General features: G+C 60.5%; 15 protein-coding genes and 1 pseudogene. 4 read left to right on the top strand and 12 right to left on the bottom strand.

Going from position 1 to position 17,022, the window contains the following annotated elements; all coding sequences use genetic code 11:
* Positions 1 to 40: 40 nt before the first annotated feature.
* From FHX08_RS18855 to FHX08_RS18895, 9 genes are all read right to left on the bottom strand, one after another.
* Positions 41 to 1,672: an ABC transporter ATP-binding protein gene (locus FHX08_RS18855; RefSeq protein ID WP_132654998.1), complete on the bottom strand. Its 1,632-nt coding sequence runs from the start codon at positions 1,670 to 1,672 to the stop codon at positions 41 to 43.
* Entirely contained in the window at positions 1,665 to 2,492 is an 828-nt protein-coding gene (locus tag FHX08_RS18860; RefSeq protein WP_132655000.1) for an ABC transporter permease, read from the bottom strand. Before FHX08_RS18860 ends, FHX08_RS18855 begins: the two co-directional genes overlap by 8 nt.
* Complete coding sequence (locus FHX08_RS18865) at positions 2,489 to 3,496, bottom strand: ABC transporter permease (RefSeq protein WP_132655002.1); 1,008 nt, start codon at positions 3,494 to 3,496, stop codon at positions 2,489 to 2,491. The genes FHX08_RS18860 and FHX08_RS18865 overlap by 4 nt, the downstream gene beginning before the upstream one ends.
* A 91-nt stretch (positions 3,497 to 3,587) precedes the next feature.
* Positions 3,588 to 5,177, bottom strand: coding sequence for an ABC transporter substrate-binding protein (locus tag FHX08_RS18870; RefSeq protein WP_132655004.1), 1,590 nt, complete (start codon positions 5,175 to 5,177; stop codon positions 3,588 to 3,590).
* Positions 5,178 to 5,297: 120 nt separating this feature from the next.
* Complete coding sequence (locus tag FHX08_RS18875; RefSeq protein WP_132655006.1) at positions 5,298 to 6,080, bottom strand: carnitinyl-CoA dehydratase; 783 nt, start codon at positions 6,078 to 6,080, stop codon at positions 5,298 to 5,300.
* 6 nt (positions 6,081 to 6,086) lie between these two features.
* Positions 6,087 to 8,141, bottom strand: a complete 2,055-nt coding sequence (locus FHX08_RS18880) for an acetate--CoA ligase family protein (protein ID WP_184327553.1) — start codon at positions 8,139 to 8,141, stop codon at positions 6,087 to 6,089.
* A 3-nt stretch (positions 8,142 to 8,144) separates the two neighbouring features.
* Positions 8,145 to 9,305: an acyl-CoA dehydrogenase family protein gene (locus FHX08_RS18885; protein ID WP_132655439.1), complete on the bottom strand. Its 1,161-nt coding sequence runs from the start codon at positions 9,303 to 9,305 to the stop codon at positions 8,145 to 8,147.
* A 10-nt stretch (positions 9,306 to 9,315) separates the two neighbouring features.
* Positions 9,316 to 10,806, bottom strand: coding sequence for a carnitine 3-dehydrogenase (locus FHX08_RS18890; RefSeq protein WP_132655010.1), 1,491 nt, complete (start codon positions 10,804 to 10,806; stop codon positions 9,316 to 9,318).
* A 7-nt stretch (positions 10,807 to 10,813) separates the two neighbouring features.
* Complete coding sequence (locus tag FHX08_RS18895; RefSeq protein WP_132655012.1) at positions 10,814 to 11,716, bottom strand: 3-keto-5-aminohexanoate cleavage protein; 903 nt, start codon at positions 11,714 to 11,716, stop codon at positions 10,814 to 10,816.
* Between the two features lie 107 nt (positions 11,717 to 11,823).
* On the opposite strand from FHX08_RS18895, the gene FHX08_RS18900 reads away from it, so the two are divergent.
* Positions 11,824 to 12,807 carry a GlxA family transcriptional regulator gene (locus tag FHX08_RS18900; protein ID WP_132655014.1) on the top strand — a complete coding sequence of 328 codons (984 nt, stop codon included), beginning with the start codon at positions 11,824 to 11,826 and terminating at the stop codon, positions 12,805 to 12,807.
* Here FHX08_RS18900 and FHX08_RS18905 read toward each other — a convergent pair.
* Positions 12,782 to 13,657, bottom strand: coding sequence for a LysR family transcriptional regulator (locus FHX08_RS18905; protein WP_132655016.1), 876 nt, complete (start codon positions 13,655 to 13,657; stop codon positions 12,782 to 12,784). The genes FHX08_RS18900 and FHX08_RS18905 overlap by 26 nt on opposite strands.
* Before the next feature lie 114 nt (positions 13,658 to 13,771).
* Here FHX08_RS18905 and FHX08_RS18910 point away from each other — a divergent pair, with 114 nt between their 5' ends.
* Positions 13,772 to 14,677, top strand: a complete 906-nt coding sequence (locus FHX08_RS18910) for a DMT family transporter (protein WP_132655018.1) — start codon at positions 13,772 to 13,774, stop codon at positions 14,675 to 14,677.
* An 87-nt stretch (positions 14,678 to 14,764) separates the two neighbouring features.
* Positions 14,765 to 14,958 (top strand): annotated as a pseudogene (locus FHX08_RS32070) (hypothetical protein); the annotation flags it as partial.
* Between the two features lie 55 nt (positions 14,959 to 15,013).
* Here FHX08_RS32070 and FHX08_RS31875 read toward each other — a convergent pair.
* Together FHX08_RS31875 and FHX08_RS18915 are read right to left on the bottom strand one after the other, a co-directional pair.
* A complete protein-coding gene (locus FHX08_RS31875) occupies positions 15,014 to 15,142 on the bottom strand; it encodes a hypothetical protein (protein ID WP_281026869.1) in 129 nt (42 codons plus the stop codon).
* A gap of 306 nt (positions 15,143 to 15,448) precedes the next feature.
* Positions 15,449 to 15,898 carry a cupin domain-containing protein gene (locus FHX08_RS18915; RefSeq protein WP_132655020.1) on the bottom strand — a complete coding sequence of 150 codons (450 nt, stop codon included), beginning with the start codon at positions 15,896 to 15,898 and terminating at the stop codon, positions 15,449 to 15,451.
* 107 nt (positions 15,899 to 16,005) lie between these two features.
* On the opposite strand from FHX08_RS18915, the gene FHX08_RS18920 reads away from it, so the two are divergent.
* Complete coding sequence (locus FHX08_RS18920) at positions 16,006 to 16,965, top strand: LysR family transcriptional regulator (RefSeq protein ID WP_132655022.1); 960 nt, start codon at positions 16,006 to 16,008, stop codon at positions 16,963 to 16,965.
* Positions 16,966 to 17,022: the final 57 nt, after the last annotated feature.

The raw sequence follows: 17,022 nt of genomic DNA on the forward strand, positions 1-17,022 counted from the left end.
CAGCAATCGTTGAGCCGGCGGAACCGGCTGCGTTGACGGTTCAGTTGCCGGCACTTTCCATCCGCCGGGTGGTCAGCACCTTTTCGAGCCAGCCAATCTCCATCTCCGGGACGGATTTCAGGAGCAGATCGGTATAGTCATCGAAGGGCGGGGAAAGCGCCTTCGATTTCGGGCCGAACCGCACGACCCTGCCGCGATGCATGACCGCGACACTGTCGGCAATAGCCCTGACGATGGCGATGTCATGGGTGATGAAGATGTAGGATAGCTTTTCTTCTTCTTGCAGGCGCAGCAGCAGTTTCAGGATGCCTTCAGCCACCAGCGGATCGAGAGCCGAGGTCGGCTCGTCGCACAGGATGAGTTCGGGCTTTGCAGCCAGCGCGCGCGCTATCGCCACACGCTGCTTCTGGCCGCCCGAGAGCTCTGCCGGGTAGCGGTTCAGGAAGCCGTTACCCATCTCGATCTGGTCGAGTAGTTCCTTCACACGGTCCGTCTTTGAGACTCCCCTGAGGCCGTAATAGAAGGTCAGCGCCCGGCCGATGATGTCGCGCACGGTCTGACGCGGGTTCATCGCTGTGTCGGCCATCTGGTAGATGAGCTGGATGCGGCGCAGGTCGTCGCGTGGCCGGTGTCGGACGTCGGGCGTCAACGCTTTGCCGGCAAACGATATCGTGCCGGCGGTTGGCGCAAGCAGCCCGGTGACGGCGCGGGCGAGCGTTGATTTTCCCGAGCCCGATTCACCGACGATCGCCAATGTCTGTCCCTTCGGCACATGCAGGCTGACATCGTTCAGGACCTTGAAGCCATTAGAATATTCCGCGCTGACATTTTCGATCTTCAGCAGTGCATCGGACTGATCGACAGCTTCGTCCCTCAGTGTCTGCCGGACGTTGACCAGCGCGCGGGTATAGTCCTCCCGTGGCGCTTCGATGATTTGCTGGACACTGCCGTATTCCACCGTCTTGCCATGGCGCAGCACCATGATGTCATCGGAGATCTGGGCAACGACGGCGAGATCATGGGTGATATAGAGGGCCGCTGTATGCGTTGCCTCGATCGCATGCTTGATCGCCGCGAGCACGTCGATCTGGGTGGTGACGTCAAGTGCCGTCGTCGGTTCGTCGAAAACGATCAGTTCGGGGTTGGAGCAAAGCGCCATAGCCGTCATGGCGCGCTGTAACTGGCCGCCCGAGACCTGATGCGGGAAGCGTTCGCCAAAACTTTCGGGATGGGGAAGGCCAAGCACTTGGAAGAGGTAGAGCGCTCGCTTTTTCGCTTCCTGTTTGCTCATGAGCCCGTGTTTGACGGAAGCCTCAATCACCTGGTCGCCGAGCCGGTGGGCGGGATTGAAGGCGGCTGCGGCCGACTGAGCCACATAGCAGACGCGGGCGCCGCGGATCTGTCTGATGCCATTCCTGCCAAGGGCAAGGATATTGTCGCCGTCGAGCAGCACTTCCCCGCCGGTGATCTCGGCACCGCCTCGGCCATAGGCAAGTGCCGAGAGTCCGATCGTTGACTTGCCGGCCCCGGATTCACCGATCAGCCCTAGCACCCGGCCTTTCAGCAAATCAAAGGAAACGCCGTCAACGATGGTCACGCGTTTCGGCGCTTCACCCGGCGGATAGCTGGTGGCTTCGATCTTCAGATTACGGACGGAAAGAAGATCAGGCATCGCCACGCCCTCCTTTGAGGCTCGAGGTTCGTTTCAAAAGCCAGTCGACGACCAGGTTGACGCAGACTGCGAGGGCGGCGATCGCGCTCCCCGGGACGAGGGCTGCCGAAATGCCGAAGATAATGCCGTCCTTGTTGTCTTTGACCATGCCGCCCCAGTCAGCCGATGGCGGCTGGATGCCGAGGCCGAGGAAGGACAATGTCGAGAGGAACAGGATCGAAAAGGCAAAACGCAGCCCGAACTCGGCAAGCAGCGGTGTCAGCGTGTTCGGCAGGATCTCCCGGAAGATGATCCAGAGTTTTCCTTCGCCGCGAAGTTTGGCCGCCTCGACGAATTCCATGACAGCGACATCGAGTGCCACGGCGCGGCCGAGACGATAGACGCGGGTGGAATCCAGGATCGCCATGACGAGGATCAGCACGATGATGTTCTGTGGCAGTACGGCCAGAACCACGAGCGCGAAGATCAGCGTCGGAATCGACATCATCAGGTCGTTGAAACGGGAGAAGATCATATCGACCAGCCCGCGCGACACGGCTGCCGTGAAGCTTAAGATGACGCCGAGCGAGAAAGAGATGACCGTCGCGGCAAGCGCCACGAAGAGCGTGGTTCGTGCGCCGTAGATCAACCGCGAGAGGATGTCGCGGCCGAGATTGTCGAGGCCGAAGACATATTGCGCATCAGGCGTCTGCCAGACGCTGCCGACGACCTCGGTCTCCCCGTAGGGCGCGATCAAGGGTGCAAAGAGAGCGAAGACGAAGGCAATCGCAATGCCGATCATGCCGATCCAGGCGGTAGTGGGGATATCTCTCAATTTCATCTCGGATGCCTCAGCCTGGGATTGGCGATGATCGCAAGAATATCGGCCAGCATGTTGAGGAAGATGTAGACGGCAGCGAAGATCAGACCGCAGGCCTGCACTACCGGCATGTCGCGCACGCTCACGGCGTCGACCATATACTGGCCCATGCCGGGATAGACGAAGACCACCTCGACGACGACCACACCAACGATCAGATAGGCGAGATTCAGCGCCACGACATTAATGATCGGCGCGAGCGCGTTCGGCGCGGCGTGCTTGACGATCGAGCGGAACGCAGAAAGCCCCTTCAACTCAGCCGTCTCCATATAGGCAGACGACATCACGGACAGGATTGCAGCACGCGTCATGCGCATCATGTGGGCAAGCACGACCAGCACGAGGGTCGCCGTCGGTAGGGCGATTGCCTTCAGACGATCGGCAACGCTCATGCTCTCATAGACGGTGGCGGGAAAGGTCGCGACGCCGAACTTCACCGCGAAAAACATGATCAGCAGGTAGCCAATGAAGAATTCCGGCAGCGAGATCGCCGCAAGCGAAATAATGTTGATGATCTTATCCGGCAGGCGGCCCCGGAAATGCGCCGAGACCATGCCGAGTCCGACGGCCAGCGGCACGGAGATTAGGGCGGCAAAACCGGCCAGAAACAGCGAATTGCCGAGCCGCTTGCCGATCTGTTCGCTGACGGAGTTCTTGCTGGCCCATGATGTGCCGAAATCTCCTTGAACGGCATTGCCAAGCCATTCGACGTATCGCGTCGTCACTGGCCGGTCGAGCCCAAGATCCTTGCGAATATTAGCGACCGCCTGCGGCGTTGCCGATTGACCGAGATAGGTCGTGGCGAAATCGCCTGGAAGCGCTTCCAGACCGCCGAAGATCAGGATGGAGACGGCAAAGAGCAGTATGATGCTGAGCACGAAGCGCTCGAGAATGAGGGCAAGCAGCGGAAAACGCTGCCGGAACCTAAGGCCGGGCAGGATATTGCCTGAGGTCGGACTGGACATGGTGAAGGCCTCGCGCTGAAACGTCAGGAGGACCGCGGGTTTTGTCCCGCGGTCCCGGCTTCGCTGGAGATCGGACTTAGATGTCCCGGCTTCAGGCCTCCAGCCAGACGCGGGTCGCGACGTAGCCGTTCGACATGTCGTTGCCGATGTCGTGGACATAACCCTTCACCTGCTTGGTGGAGGCGTTCACGAAGTCGTTGAACATCGGAAGGATCACACCGCCCTCGTCGCGCACCATCATTGCCATGGCGCGGTAAAGTTCCTTGCGCTTGGCATCGTCGAGTTCGGAACGCGCCTGGAGAAGCAGCCTATCGAAATCCGGACGTTTGAAGCGGGTATCGTTCCAGTCGGCCGTCGAGAGATAGGCGGTGGAATACATCTGATCTTGCGTCGGGCGGCCGCCCCAATAGGAGGTCGAGAAAGGTTGGACATTCCAGACGTTGGTCCAATATCCGTCGCCGGGCTCGCGCTTGAGCTCTATCTCGATACCTGCCTTCTTGCAGCTTTCCTGATAAAGGACGGCCGCATCGACGGCACCGGGGAAGGCGACCTCCGAAGTGCGCAGCAGAACCGAGCCGCTATGGCCGGATTTCTTGTAGTGGAAGGCCGCCTTGTCCGGATCGTAGGCACGCTGTTCGATCCCCTCGGGAAAGAGCGCGTAGGTGCTGTTGATCGGGAAGTCGTTGCCGACCTTGCCGTAGCCGCCGAGGATCTTCTGAACCATGGTTTCGCGGTCCATGGCGTATTTGAGCGCGAGGCGCAGGTCGTTATTGTCGAACGGCGCCTTGTCGCAATGCATGATGAAGACATAGTGGCCGCGCCCGGCAGTCGAAAGGATCTCGACATTCGGAGCGCGCTTCAAGAGGTTGACGGTCTTCGGATCGACACGGTTGATGTAGTGCACCTGGCCGGACGAAAGCGCGGCGATGCGCGCCGTGGCATCGTTCATGCCGATGATTTCGATGGAATCGACATAACCGCGATCGGTGCGCCAGTCGTCCTTGTTCTTTTCGAAAGTGGCGCGCACGCCAGGCTCGAAGCTCATGAGCTTGTACGGGCCAGTACCGATCGAGGCGAGCGGATCGTCGACACCGCCATTCGGCTGAATGACCAGATGATAATCGGTCAATAGCAGCGGCATGTCGGCATTGCCTTCCGAAAGCGTCAGGACGAGGTTGCCGCCGTCGGCCTTGATTTCCTTGATCGAGCCGAGGACGCCGAGCGCGCCGGATTCCGATTTCTTGTCGGTATGGCGCTTGAGTGTGGCGACTACGTCGTCGATCGTCAGTTCCTTGCCATTGTGGAACTTGACGCCCTTGCGGATCTTGAAGGTCCAGGTTGCCGCATCCTTCGACGGTTCCCAGGATTCGGCAAGCGCCGGTACGGCAGCGCCCGTCAGCGGGTCGGATTCAACCAGCATGTCGCCCCAGCAGCGACCGACGCAGAACATGAATTGCGACAGAAATTTCGCCGGGTCCTTGGAGTCGGTTGCAGCCCCGCCCTCCAGCCCAAGTTTCAAATGACCGCCACGCTTCGGCTCGGCGGCCTCGGCACTTTCGGTAAAGAGCTTGTCGGCAACAGTAAGCGTCAGGCCGGCCGCCATGGCGCGTCCCAGGAATTCGCGGCGGCTGAGGCCACCGGCGGTCACCCGGCTTGCGAGATATTTAGTGTAGTCGTTCATTCCCCTTCTCCTTCTTATGGTGCGTTGACTTCGATTTTTGGGCAGATTCCCGAACGGTTTCCTCTTCCGTCCCAGGTGCCCGCACGCTTGCGGGAAGATGATGCGGTTGCCGCCGCCTTGTTACCGTCCTTTCCAGTTAGGGCTTCGTTTTTCGGCGAAAGCCCGTGCGCCTTCCAATTGGTCCTCGCTCGAATAAAGCCGGTCCACCGTCGCAAACTGCCGTTTGGTGATTTTGTTCATGGCAGTCTGAAAGGTCGAACCCTCCGATTCACGGACGATTTCCTTGATTGCGGCGTAGACGAGCGGCGGCCCGCTTTCGAGCAGGCGGGCGAGATCCCAAGCCCGCTCCATCAGCCCGTCCGCGGGCAATATCTCATTGACGAAGCCCCAGCGATGCGCCTCATGGACGTCAAGCCAGCGGCCGGTCAAAAGCATGTCCATGGCGATATGATAGGGGATGCGCTTCGGCAGCTTCACCGAGGCGGCATCGGCAACCGTGCCGGAGCGGATTTCCGGAAGGGCGAAGGTCGCGTGCTCGGCGGCAAGAATCAGATCGGCGGAAAGTGCGATCTCCAGTCCGCCTCCACAACAGATGCCGTTGACGGCACAGATGACCGGCTTGTTGAGATCGCGCAGTTCCTGCAGCCCGCCGAAACCGCCAACGCCATAGTCCCCGTCGACCGCGTCGCCTGCCGCGGCAGCCTTCAGATCCCATCCGGCGCAGAAGAATTTCTCACCCGCGCCGGAGATGATTGCAACCCGGAGCGCGGTGTCGTCCCGGAAATCGCGGAATATCAGTCCCATGGCGCGGCTGGTGGCAAGGTCGATGGCGTTCGCCTTCGGCCGCTCGAGGATGACTTCCAGCACTGCGCCGACCCGTCGGGTCCGAATGGGCTCGCTCAACCTATGCTACCTCCTCCGCCGGATCAGGGCATCGACTGCGGCCACGCCGTGCCCCTCGGGAAGAACCATCAATGGATTAATGTCCAGTTCCTCCAGCCGTGCCGCATTCATTACGACATAATCTGCCGCCCGCGCGACAGCCGTCACGGTCGCTTCAAGATCTCCCTTCGGACGCCCGCGATATCCCTCGATCAATTTTGCGATCTTAAGACGCGATATTGCCTCCGAAATTTCCAATCTCGTCGTCGGCAGCGGCAAAATGACGGAATCCTCCAGCAATTCGACGAAAATTCCGCCGGCACCCAGCGTTAGCGATAATCCGAAAACGGGGTCGCGGGAAGCGCCGACGATCAGCTCCGCGACGGGCCGGTCGATCATCTTCTCGATCAGAAAACCGTCTGTCGCAGCCATCTTTGATGCGGCATCCAATACGGCCTTAGCATCCTTCAGGTTGAGTGCGACGGCGCCCGCTTCGGTCTTGTGCGCGACGCCAAGGGCTTTCAGGACAACAGGAAAGCCAAGCCGCTCGGCACAATCCGCCGCCTGAAGCGGCGAAGTTGCAACCCGGCCTTTGGGGATACGAAGGCCGGCGATATCGAGTTCCGTCTTCGCATCGGCCTCGCTCAGCGTTTCGATTGCGCCTTCGACAGACACCACGTTGAGAAGCGGCAGGGAAGGGGGTTTGCGCCAGGCATGGCCGATTCCGGCTGCGACTTCCGCGGCGATCAGGGTTTCATCAATACCGCAGAAGGGGACGACGCCTTCGGCGATCAGACGGTCGGCGACAGCTTCCGGCATGTTTTCGGAAAGGGTCGCCAGAATCCCGGTAAGCGCGCCTGTCGTAGACGCCGCAACGGTGACCGCGTCAGCCGCCGTCATCCAATCTGTCGCCTCGCATCGATCACCGCGCGGAAAATCGAGGACGATGAGATTGAGGTCATAGCTGCCTTCGAACATGGCCGCGAAAGCCTCCGTCTGACCAGCAAGATCGCCCCACACGAACGTGTGGTAATCGAGCGGATTGGAGAGCGTCACCATGTCGCCGAGAATATTTCTCAGGCGCGGCAGTTGCTTTGGTTCGAGATCTCGGAACGTGACGGAGCGCCCGACTGCAGCATCCGCCATCAGCGAGGCTTCGCCGCCCGAACAACTCATCGAGGAGATAGTGGCACCTTGCAGCGGGCCTGCCACATGCAGGAGTTTCAGCGTTTCAAGCAGCGCCGGCAGCGTTTCGACGCGTCCGATGCCGAGGCGGGTAAGCACTGCATCGGCCACGGCGTCGCCGCCGGCAAGGGATGCGGTATGGGAGAGCGTTGCCTGTCTTGCCTGTTCGGACTTGCCGACTTTCAAAACAACGACGGGCTTTTTCGTCAGGCGGGCTGTGGCGGCAAGGCGCTCGAGCGCAGCTTTGTCGCCAAAGCCCTCGACATGGAGGCCAAGCGCCGTCACGCGTGGGTCGGCAAGCAGGCCGCAGGCGAGATCGCATAGCGAGGTTTGCGCCTGGTTGCCTGACGTCACGACATAGGCGATCGGCAGGCCGCGTGTCTGCATGGTCAGGTTGAGCGCTATATTCGACGATTGGGTCAGGATCGCCACACCACCTTCGACGCGCTTCATGCCATGCTGATCGGGCCAGAGCAGCGCGCCGTCGAGGCCGTTGATGAAGCCGTAGCAGTTTGGTCCAAGGATCGGCATGTCAGCTGCAGCGCCAACCAATGCCTGTTGCAGCTGGCAGCCATCGGCAAGTTCCGCCACGGCCTCGCTGAAGCCGGAGGCATAACAGACCGCACCGCCGGCACCCGCCGCCGACAGGCTGCGCACGATTTCGACGGTCGATATCCGGTTGACCCCTACGAAGGCGGCGTCCGGCGGCGACGGCAGTTCGGAAACGCTTCTGTAACACTGCCTCCCGAGGAGCTCGTCGAGCGTCGGGTGAACGGGCCAGATTTCTCCTGCAAACCCCATCCTGTCGCACTGCTCCATCACCCGACGCGCTTCGCGGCCGCCAAAGACGGCGATCGTTTGCGGTCTGAACAGGCGGTCGAGCGCGCGTGCTGTCATCGGCTACGCTCCCAGAGGCCGCAGCAGATCGCGGCTGATGATGTGGCGCTGGATTTCCGACGTGCCGTCCCATATACGTTCGACCCGCGCATCCCGCCAGAAGCGGGCAAGCGGCAGATCGTCCATCAGGCCCATGCCGCCGTAGATCTGGATCGCCTCATCCGTGACGCGGGCAAGCATTTCTGAGGCGTAAAGCTTGGCCGAGGCGATTTCGCGATCGGAACTCAAGCCTGCATCCAGACGCCACGCTGCCGAAAGCGTCAACCAGTCGGCCGCGTCGATCTCGGTGATCATGTCAGCAAGCTTGAAGGAGACGCCCTGATTGGCGCCGATCGGCCTGCCGAACTGCTTGCGCTCGGCGGCATAGGATAAAGCCATGTCGAAGACGCGCCGCGCCCGGCCAACGCAGGTGGCGGCGACTGTCAGTCGCGTGCCGTAGAGCCATTGATTGGCGAGTTCGAAACCATGATGCACCTCGCCGAGCACTTGGGTTGCCGGAATCCGGCAATCGGCAAAGCTCAAGGTGCAATTGTGATAGCCGCGGTGGGAGACGGAATCATAGCCTTTTAGGATTTCGAAGCCTGGCGTGCCGCGATCGACGAGGAATGCAGTGATCTTCTTCTTGAGGCCTCTCGGCGTTTCCTCTTCGCCGGTCGCGGCAAAGACGATGATGAAATCGGCGACATCGGCATGCGAGATGAAATGCTTGGTGCCATTGAGGACGAAGTCGCTGCCGTCGCTGCGAGCGGCGCATTTCATACCGCGCATGTCAGAACCGGCATCGGGCTCGGTGATCGCCAGCGCGTCGATCTTTTCTCCGCGGACGGCAGGAAGCAGATACCGTTCACGTTGCTCGCCTTCGCAGGCCATCAGGATGCCGGAGGGACGGCCGAAAAAGACCGTCAGTGCCATTGAGCCGCGGCCGAGTTCCCGCTCGACCAGCGTGAAGGTGACATGGTCGAGGCCGGCGCCGCCCGCCTCCTCGGGAAAATTGCAGGCGTAGAAGCCGAGATCGATGCATTTGCGCCGGATATCAGCCGCAAGATCCGGCGGAACGAAACCCGTGCGCTCGACTTCGTTCTCATGCGGATGAATTTCGGTTTCGACGAAGCCGCGGACCGTCTCGACGATCATTTCCTGTTCTTCGCTGAGGCCGAAATCCATGTCGATCTTCCTATCGTTTCTGGCCGACATGGCGGCCAACCCCATCGGGGGGAGGCAGCTTTGCATGGGCAGCTGCGATCAGATTTGCCTTGTCAAGGACTGCGCCTGGCGCCGGTGTCGCCTTGCCGGCTTCGGTATCGACATGCAGCAGCATTTGCTCGGCAGTGGCGAGCACGCCGCCGCTCTCGCTGTCGCAGATCGTGTGGAAGAGGTGCAGCCGCTTGTCGTCGAGTGCGAGGATCTGGCAGGTCGAATGGATCGCCTGCCCGAGTTTTGCCTCGCCAAGATGGCGGATATGAGTCTCGACCGTATAGTAGCTCTGCCCGGCCTCGACATAGGCAAGATCGACCCCGATCAGGCGCAGAAGCGCGTCGGACGTATCGCCGAAGACTTGCAGGTAGCGATGCTCAGTCATATGGCCGTTATAATCGACCCAGGCCGGGCTCACCTTGGTCTCGACGAGCTTGAGGGGGCCTTCAGGATCAGCAGCAGCGGTTTTCCCGTCGCCTGCGGCCCACAGGGACCGTTCGAAATCCTTCAGCAACTCGCCGGCGCCCCAGCCCTTGCCGCCGTTTCCGGCCTTCAGCGCCTGCAGGATGCCGACGAGATTTTCGTCGCGGATGCGCTCGAGTGCACGGATCGAAAGACCTGCCGCCTGTTCGTCTGACTGTCTTCCGATCTTTTCGATCAGCGCCTCATCGAGATCGACAACATCGGTCAGCTTCGTCCAGGGCCAGGCAAGGCAAGGCCCGAACTGCGCGAGGAAATGGCGCATCCCGGCCTCGCCGCCGGCTATGCGATAGGTCTGGAACAGACCCATCTGTGCCCAGCGCAGTCCGAAGGAATAGCGGATGACGTCGTCGAGTGTCTCGACCGTGCAGATATCGTCGTGAATAAGCCAGAGCGCCTCGCGCCAGAGCGCTTCGAGCAGCCGGTCGCCGACGAAGGCCTCGATCTCCTTGGCGATATGGACGCCCTTCATGCCGATCGGGGCAAGGCGTGCCATCGCTGCCTCGACGGTCGCTTTCGAGGTCTTTTCGCCGCCGACGATTTCGACCAGCGGAAGCAGATAGACGGGATTATAGGGATGGGCGACGAAGAGGCGTTCGGGATGCTTCATGTCGCGCTGCAGGTCGCTCGGCAGCAGGCCGGAGGTGGACGAGCCGATCAGCGCGTCCGGTCGTGCGGCAGCATCGATCTCCGTCAATACGCGGCGCTTGAGGTCGAGCCGTTCCGGCACGCTTTCCTGGATCCAGTCCGCACCGGAGACAGCCTCCTGCAGCGACGTTTCGAAGGTAAGCCGGCCGCGCGGCGGCAGCGGTGCGCCGGTCAGCATTGCATAGGCTTTTTCCGCATTGGCAAGGACCTCGCCTACGATGCGGCTTGCTTCGGGATGCGGATCGAAGACGCTCACATCAATGCCGGCAAGCAGAAAACGTGCAATCCATCCGCCGCCGATGACGCCGCCGCCGATACAGGCCGCTTTGGTGATCCCTGTCATGTCGTCCTCAGCGCTTCGTCAGGTTCAGTTTCTTGCGGACGTCTTCAGGACCGATGATCCTGGCACCCATGCCTTCGACCACCTGCACGGCCTTTTCGACGAGCTGCGCATTCGTGGCGAGAGCGCCCTTGCCGATATAGAGGTTATCTTCCAGGCCAACGCGAACATTGCCGCCCGCCAGAACCGCGGCAGCCGGATAAGCCATGGCGTTGCGGCCGATCGAAAAGGCCGAAAATGTCCAGCTATCGGGCACGTTGTTGACCATTGCCATGAAGGTGTTGAGATCGTCAGGGGCGCCCCATGGAATGCCCATGCAGAGCTGAATCAGTACCGGATCTTCTATCAGGCCTTCTTCGGCGAGCTGCTTGGCGAACCACAGATGACCGGTGTCGAAGGCCTCGATCTCGGGACGCACGCCGAGATCGGTCATTTTCCTGGCCATCGCCCGCAGCATGGCGGGCGTGTTGGTCATGACGTAATCGCCGAGATTGAAGTTCATCGTGCCGCAGTCGAGCGTGCAGATTTCCGGCAGGCATTCGGCGACATGGCTGACGCGCTCGGTTGCTCCTGCCATGTCCGTCCCTGCCGTCTTCAAGGGAAGCGGGCTTTCGACATCACCGAAAATCAGATCTCCACCCATGCCGGCCGTCAGGTTCAGCACCACATCGACATCGGCCGAACGGATGCGGTCGGTCACCTCCCTGTAGAGGTCGTTGCGGCGGCTTGCGGCACCGGTTTGAGGATCGCGGACATGGCAGTGAACGACTGCCGCCCCAGCCTTGGCGGCATCGATCGCGGAGTCCGCGATCTGCTTGGGAGTAATGGGAACGTGGCTGGATTTCGAAACCGTATCGCCGGCACCAGTGACGGCGCAGGTGATGAAAACATCGCGGTTCATCGCAAGAGGCATGTTTGTTGTTCTCCCTCGTCTTGAGGGCATTACGCGCCAGGATCAGAGACGATGCTTTGCAATTTCGGAATCGATCGATACATTATCGGAACACCAGGGAGGGGATTATGCTGGAGCGATCGACGGAACGCCTCGATATCGATCTTCTTGTCCTGCCGGACACCAATCTCATTCTCATTGCCTCCGTCATCGAACCGCTGCGCGCAGCAAACCGCATCTCCGGCAGTGAACTGTACCGTTGGCGCATTTTCACGCCTGACGGCGAAGCCATACCGACAACCAGCCACATTGCCATACCAGCTCAAGGAAGGTTCCAGACGACGGCATCGGACACGCCGCTCTTCGTGCTGGCGAGCTACAACTGGCGGCAGAGCGCGACAGCGGGCCTGAAGATGCAGCTATCGCAAGCGGCGCGCCACCGGACGATGATCGCCGGCATCGAATCCGGCACCTGGCTGCTTGCGGAAGCCTGCCTGCTCGACGACCTGTCGGCGACCGTGCATTGGGAGGATTACGAGGATTTCGCGCTCGCGTATCCGCAGGTGTCGGCGGTCAAGGATCGGTTCGTCATCGACGGCAAACGGCTGACGACGTCAGGCTCGCTACCGACCGTGGACCTGATGTTGGAGGTCATCCGGCGGCGCCAGAGCTATTCGCTGGCGCTCGAGGTCAGCCGGCTGTTCCGCTACGAGCAGCCATCCTTTCATCCAGACGAGGCGCTGTCGGCAGGCTTGCGCATGAATGATCCGCGGGTGGCCCACGCCGTGCGGCTGATGGAGGACAATATCGAGCAGCCGATCGCGCTGGCGCGCCTTGCCCGGAGGGTGGGGATCAGCGCCCGACACTTGCAGGATCTCTTCCAGGCCTCGATCGGTGCGCCGCCCCATATCCATTATCTCGCCCTTAGATTGAACGCGGCGCGGCGCAAGGTAGTAGAGACGACGGCGTCCTTCGCCGACATTGCAGCCGCGACCGGCTTCAATTCAGCTTCCGCCTTCGCGCGAAGCTATCGGGCAAGCTATTCCGAAAGCCCCTCGCAAACGCGGCGAAGGCTGCGGCGTCCGGTCAGACCATCGGAGGTCCAGCCATAGGCTGGAAGGCATCGCGCACCATCTCGGCAAGCTCGCGAACCGCTTCGCTGGACCTGAAGGTGTTGCGACGAAGCACGACTCTTGAGGAATCGACCGGCGGGAAGCCGTCTTCGGTCGTCAGTTCCCGGCAGCCGGGTGGGATGTTGCTGCGCGATAGCGTGGTGACGGCAAGACCGGCAGTCACGGCGTTCTTCAGTCCGGAGCTGGTATCGGCAATGAAGGCGACCCGGTAATTGCGCCCGAGCTGGTGCAGCGACTTCAATGCGAAGTCGCGACACCAACTCGAGTCCCGATAGGTTGCGATCGGCAACGGGTCGATGTCGTGCAGCCGGTGGACGATCGAGGTCACCCAGACGGTCGGGTCGATGCAGAGCACTTCACCACTCATCTGATCGCTCCAATCGAAGACGACGGCGAGATCGAGTTCGTCGCGTTCGAGGGCGGCGATATTGCGGACAGTATAATCGCAGGAGATCGTGACCTCGACAGCCGGATGACGCACGGCGAAGGCCGCAAGCGCTGCGGGCAGCACGGTCTGGCTATATTCCTCGGGAATGCCGATGCGAACCGGTCCGCCGAGCGGTTTGCTGCGGATCGTTGCGGCCGCCTCGCTCAGAAGATCGATGACACGGCGGGCATAGGGGACGAGCTGGACGCCCTGACGTGTCAGCACCACCCCTCGGGCGCCGCGTTCGAACAGTGTTTCGCCGATCGTGTCTTCCAGCTTCTTGATCGCCGCGCTGATCGCAGACTGCGTTCTGCCGACGCGCTGTGCAGCCGCCGAGAAATTGGTGGTCTCGACGACGACGAGGAAGGTCCGGAGAAGATCGCTCTCGATGGGCTCGCGCATGGACAGCCATAGAAAAAATCGATGACATCCATCTCTACTATTCGTTTGTCTGATGTCAATAGCGGGTGCAGAAAGGAGGTGCGTTCGACTTTTCCTCCTTCGAGACTAACTTGCGTGACCATTGACCATCCGGCCAGGCACCTCGGTGCCGGCGAGCGCGAGAAGGGCATCCTTCTCGTCATCGGGGCGACACTTGCCTGGAGTGCCAGCGGGGTCTACTCGCGGCTCCTGACGACAGATGTCTGGACGGCGATCGCCTGGCGATCGCTGTTCGGGGGGCTTTTCCTGCTGATCCCCTGCCTGTTCCTCGAAGGCGGGATATCACGAAAGCAGTGGCGTTCGGTCCTGCATCCGTCCGGTCTGGCGATGATTGTCTGCCAGACGGTCAGCCAGGGCTGCTTCATCGGGGCGCTCTATATGACCAGCGTCGCGAATGTGACGATGATCTATTCGACCGCACCCTTCATCGCCGCCCTGTTTGGATGGATCATTTTGAAAGAGGGTGTCGGAAGGCGCACGCTGATTGCCGGAGCCATTTCCCTTCTGGGTGTCGTGGTTATCGTTGCCTCGTCGATCGGCGGTGGCACCGGGGTCGGCGACCTGCTGGCGCTTGGGATGACGGTTTCCTTCGCGCTCGTCATCATCATCCCGCGCATCGATCCCGAGGTGCCGAGCCTGCCGCCGACAGTCGTCAGTGCCTTCCTGACGCTCGCCATCTTCGCTCCATTCGGCTCGGTCGGCTCGCTTGATCTTCACAACTGGATCGTGCTGGCTGCTTTCGGTGCGACCAATTTTTCGCTGGCGCTTGTGCTTTTCCTGGCCGGAGCCAAGCGAATGCCGCCGGCCGAAGCCGCCCTGATCGGGACGATGGAGATCGTGCTGACCCCGTTTTGGGTCTGGCTTCTGTTCTCCGAGCAACCGCCTATCGCCACCTTCTTCGGCGGCGCCATCATCTTCGCAGCCGTTCTCTGGCATACAGCCGTCGACCTCAGCTGTAGCCGACGGGCGCACGTCGGCTAGAAAGCGACGCCGATCTGATCGTCATTTCAGGCGGCATGGGTCAGAATGTGGTTCGATTGCCACTCCTACCCAAGCACGAGTGCGGACATGTCCTCCAAAGACCCCCTTCTGCAGTCGTTTCAACTCAAGCATCTGACGCTGAAAAACCGCGTCATGTCACCGCTCATGAGCCGGCCTACTCCGAAAATGGCATGCCGACGGATCGCTACCGGCTCTATCACAGGGAAAAAGTGAAAGGCGGCATTGCGCTCACGATGACAGCTGGATCGGCGGTCGCCGCACCAGTTCGGCGACATGTCCGATAGCCTCGATCCAGGCAAAGCCTGTGCGAGCCTTTCAGACCCGTTCCAATGGCAGGAAAGGCGGGGCGGGTAGTCTCTGCTCGATGACGTCACCGCCCTTCAAAACGATCGTCGTGATGCCTGCCTTGCGGATGACCTCGCCGTTTGGCCCGGCGCCGCTCATCCGCCATGCTGCTGCCGAGGAAACAAACCTCGACGGTTCGGGGCTTGGACGTGCAAAGCGTCGATATCTGCGAGACGGCGGAGCCTTCGTGCTTTTTGAACAAGGCGAAGTAGCCGAGCTTCTGCAGAGACTTGCTGTGAGATGATTACTGAGCCTTTCCTTAGCCGCGATGGATAGGCAGAGCTGAAACGAGAGGTAGTGAAATGGTCCGTCGGCAGCTTCATTCGGCCGGTGGACAATACCATATCGGCTCGCTTCGCTTTTTCTCGATTAGGCAGGGGGCGATCGAGCCCCCAGCCGCACTGACTAGGCTACGCCAAGCGGCGGTCCAGTGAATCGAAGGCGGTGCCTGCCGGCAGATTCTGCGATGCGATCCATATCCCGGGGGATCTGGAACTGGGCTTCGGCCATTTCAGCGAAAAAGCCTTCGAAGCCACCCGGCGTAAGGATGACAAGGTGCCGCGAGGGCCTGTCACCGATAACCCTGAAGGTGTGCTCCACTCCCCTCGGTACAAAGACCGTTTCGCCCGCCTTTTTGGTAACAGTCTCGCCTTCCAACCAGAATTCGCACAAGCCCGAAAGAAGAACGAAGGTTTCGTCCTCTCGCTCATGGATGTGACGTGGCGGTCCGCTTCCAAGGGGCGAGAGGCTGTCGACGATCGACATCGCCCCGCCAGTTGCTGCAGCTGTGAGAATAGTTCGATAGGTAACTCCCAGCCATTCAATCGTGTCTGGGCATTGAAGTAGGTCAATCATCGTTTCCTCCTTGTGAGAATGAAACGAAAGCGCTTTCGTCTTGTAGTTTCTACCATCACGTCCATTATTCAAAAAAATCGTTTGATGATATAGAAGCTATCGGTGAAATGAATTTCGTGACCTTTGATCTCAATCTTCTGCGTGTGCTCGACGCACTGTTGCGAGAAGGCTCGACAGTGAAGGCGGGTGAGAAACTGGGAATGTCCCAGTCAGCGGTTTCCGGCGCACTTTCCAGGCTGCGTCATGCGCTCGATGATCAGTTGTTCGTCCGTCATGGCCAAGGTTTGCGCCCGACGGATTACGCAAGAGGTTTGGCCCTGCCTCTTCGCGAGACGCTGGACAGGGTGGAGGCGCTGTTGAGCGGCACCTCTTTCGATCCTGTTAGCGCCAACCTCACCTTCAAGCTGGCAGGCAGCGATTTCTTTGCGGAGATGCTGATGCCGCGGCTGGCACGAGAGATTCATCAGCGTGCACCGGGTGTTCGGGTGCAATTGGTCGACCTCGTGCCAAACAGCTATATCGACTCGCTTGAACGGTATGAAGCCGACATGGTTCTCATCCCTGATGCAGAATTTCCAGACTGGATCGACCGACGTCCGCTATTCCGATCGTCCTTCACAACGATTGCCCGCAGAGGAAACGCCGCGATCGAAGCAGCCGGAATAGAGGCTGGCGCAGCCTTGCCGATCGACCTGTTTTGCGCCCTCGGACACATCCTCTTCTCGCCCGAAGGAAAAACAAAAGCCATGGGTGATGCAGCACTGGCCAAGATCGGACGATCCCGGAAGGTCGTCATGACGGTTCCCGTTTTCTTCGGCGTCTGCCGAGCTGTGAGCGAGAGCGATCATATTGCACTCGTCCCTCGTCAAATGGCCGAACGTTTGGCCGATCTTTTCGGGCTCTCCCTTTATATCCCGCCCATGCCGCTTCCGCCGGCACTCATTGTCGGCGCGTGGCACAAGCGCGCGACTGGCAACCCCGCCCATCGTTGGATTCGAAACCTGATCGCTGAGATATTGTTGCCGCTCAATGTCGGCGAGCAACCACTGCCGAACGAGACATACTGAGTCCGTGCGATGGTCACTCCCGGGTAGATCGTAATCGGGCGCCACCGTCGTGAAGTA

It is taken from the genome of Rhizobium sp. BK529 (genome assembly GCF_014194105.1).
Classification (GTDB): Bacteria; Pseudomonadota; Alphaproteobacteria; order Rhizobiales; family Rhizobiaceae; genus Rhizobium.

Excerpts from the sequence above, each read along its gene's own strand:
- FHX08_RS18865 (WP_132655002.1), bottom strand. The coding sequence starts at position 3,496 with ATGTCCAGTCCGACCTCAGGCAATATCCTGCCCGGCCTTAGGTTCCGG.
- FHX08_RS18915 (WP_132655020.1), bottom strand. The coding sequence starts at position 15,898 with ATGATTGACCTACTTCAATGCCCAGACACGATTGAATGGCTGGGAGTT.
- FHX08_RS18880 (WP_184327553.1), bottom strand. The coding sequence starts at position 8,141 with ATGACAGCACGCGCGCTCGACCGCCTGTTCAGACCGCAAACGATCGCC.
- FHX08_RS18870 (WP_132655004.1), bottom strand. The coding sequence starts at position 5,177 with ATGAACGACTACACTAAATATCTCGCAAGCCGGGTGACCGCCGGTGGC.
- FHX08_RS18885 (WP_132655439.1), bottom strand. The coding sequence starts at position 9,305 with ATGGATTTCGGCCTCAGCGAAGAACAGGAAATGATCGTCGAGACGGTC.
- FHX08_RS18905 (WP_132655016.1), bottom strand. The coding sequence starts at position 13,657 with ATGCGCGAGCCCATCGAGAGCGATCTTCTCCGGACCTTCCTCGTCGTC.
- FHX08_RS18860 (WP_132655000.1), bottom strand. The coding sequence starts at position 2,492 with ATGAAATTGAGAGATATCCCCACTACCGCCTGGATCGGCATGATCGGC.
- FHX08_RS18900 (WP_132655014.1), top strand. The coding sequence starts at position 11,824 with ATGCTGGAGCGATCGACGGAACGCCTCGATATCGATCTTCTTGTCCTG.
- FHX08_RS31875 (WP_281026869.1), bottom strand. The coding sequence starts at position 15,142 with ATGAGCGGCGCCGGGCCAAACGGCGAGGTCATCCGCAAGGCAGGCATC.
- FHX08_RS18890 (WP_132655010.1), bottom strand. The coding sequence starts at position 10,806 with ATGACAGGGATCACCAAAGCGGCCTGTATCGGCGGCGGCGTCATCGGC.
- FHX08_RS18895 (WP_132655012.1), bottom strand. The coding sequence starts at position 11,716 with ATGCCTCTTGCGATGAACCGCGATGTTTTCATCACCTGCGCCGTCACT.
- FHX08_RS18855 (WP_132654998.1), bottom strand. The coding sequence starts at position 1,672 with ATGCCTGATCTTCTTTCCGTCCGTAATCTGAAGATCGAAGCCACCAGC.
- FHX08_RS18920 (WP_132655022.1), top strand. The coding sequence starts at position 16,006 with ATGAATTTCGTGACCTTTGATCTCAATCTTCTGCGTGTGCTCGACGCA.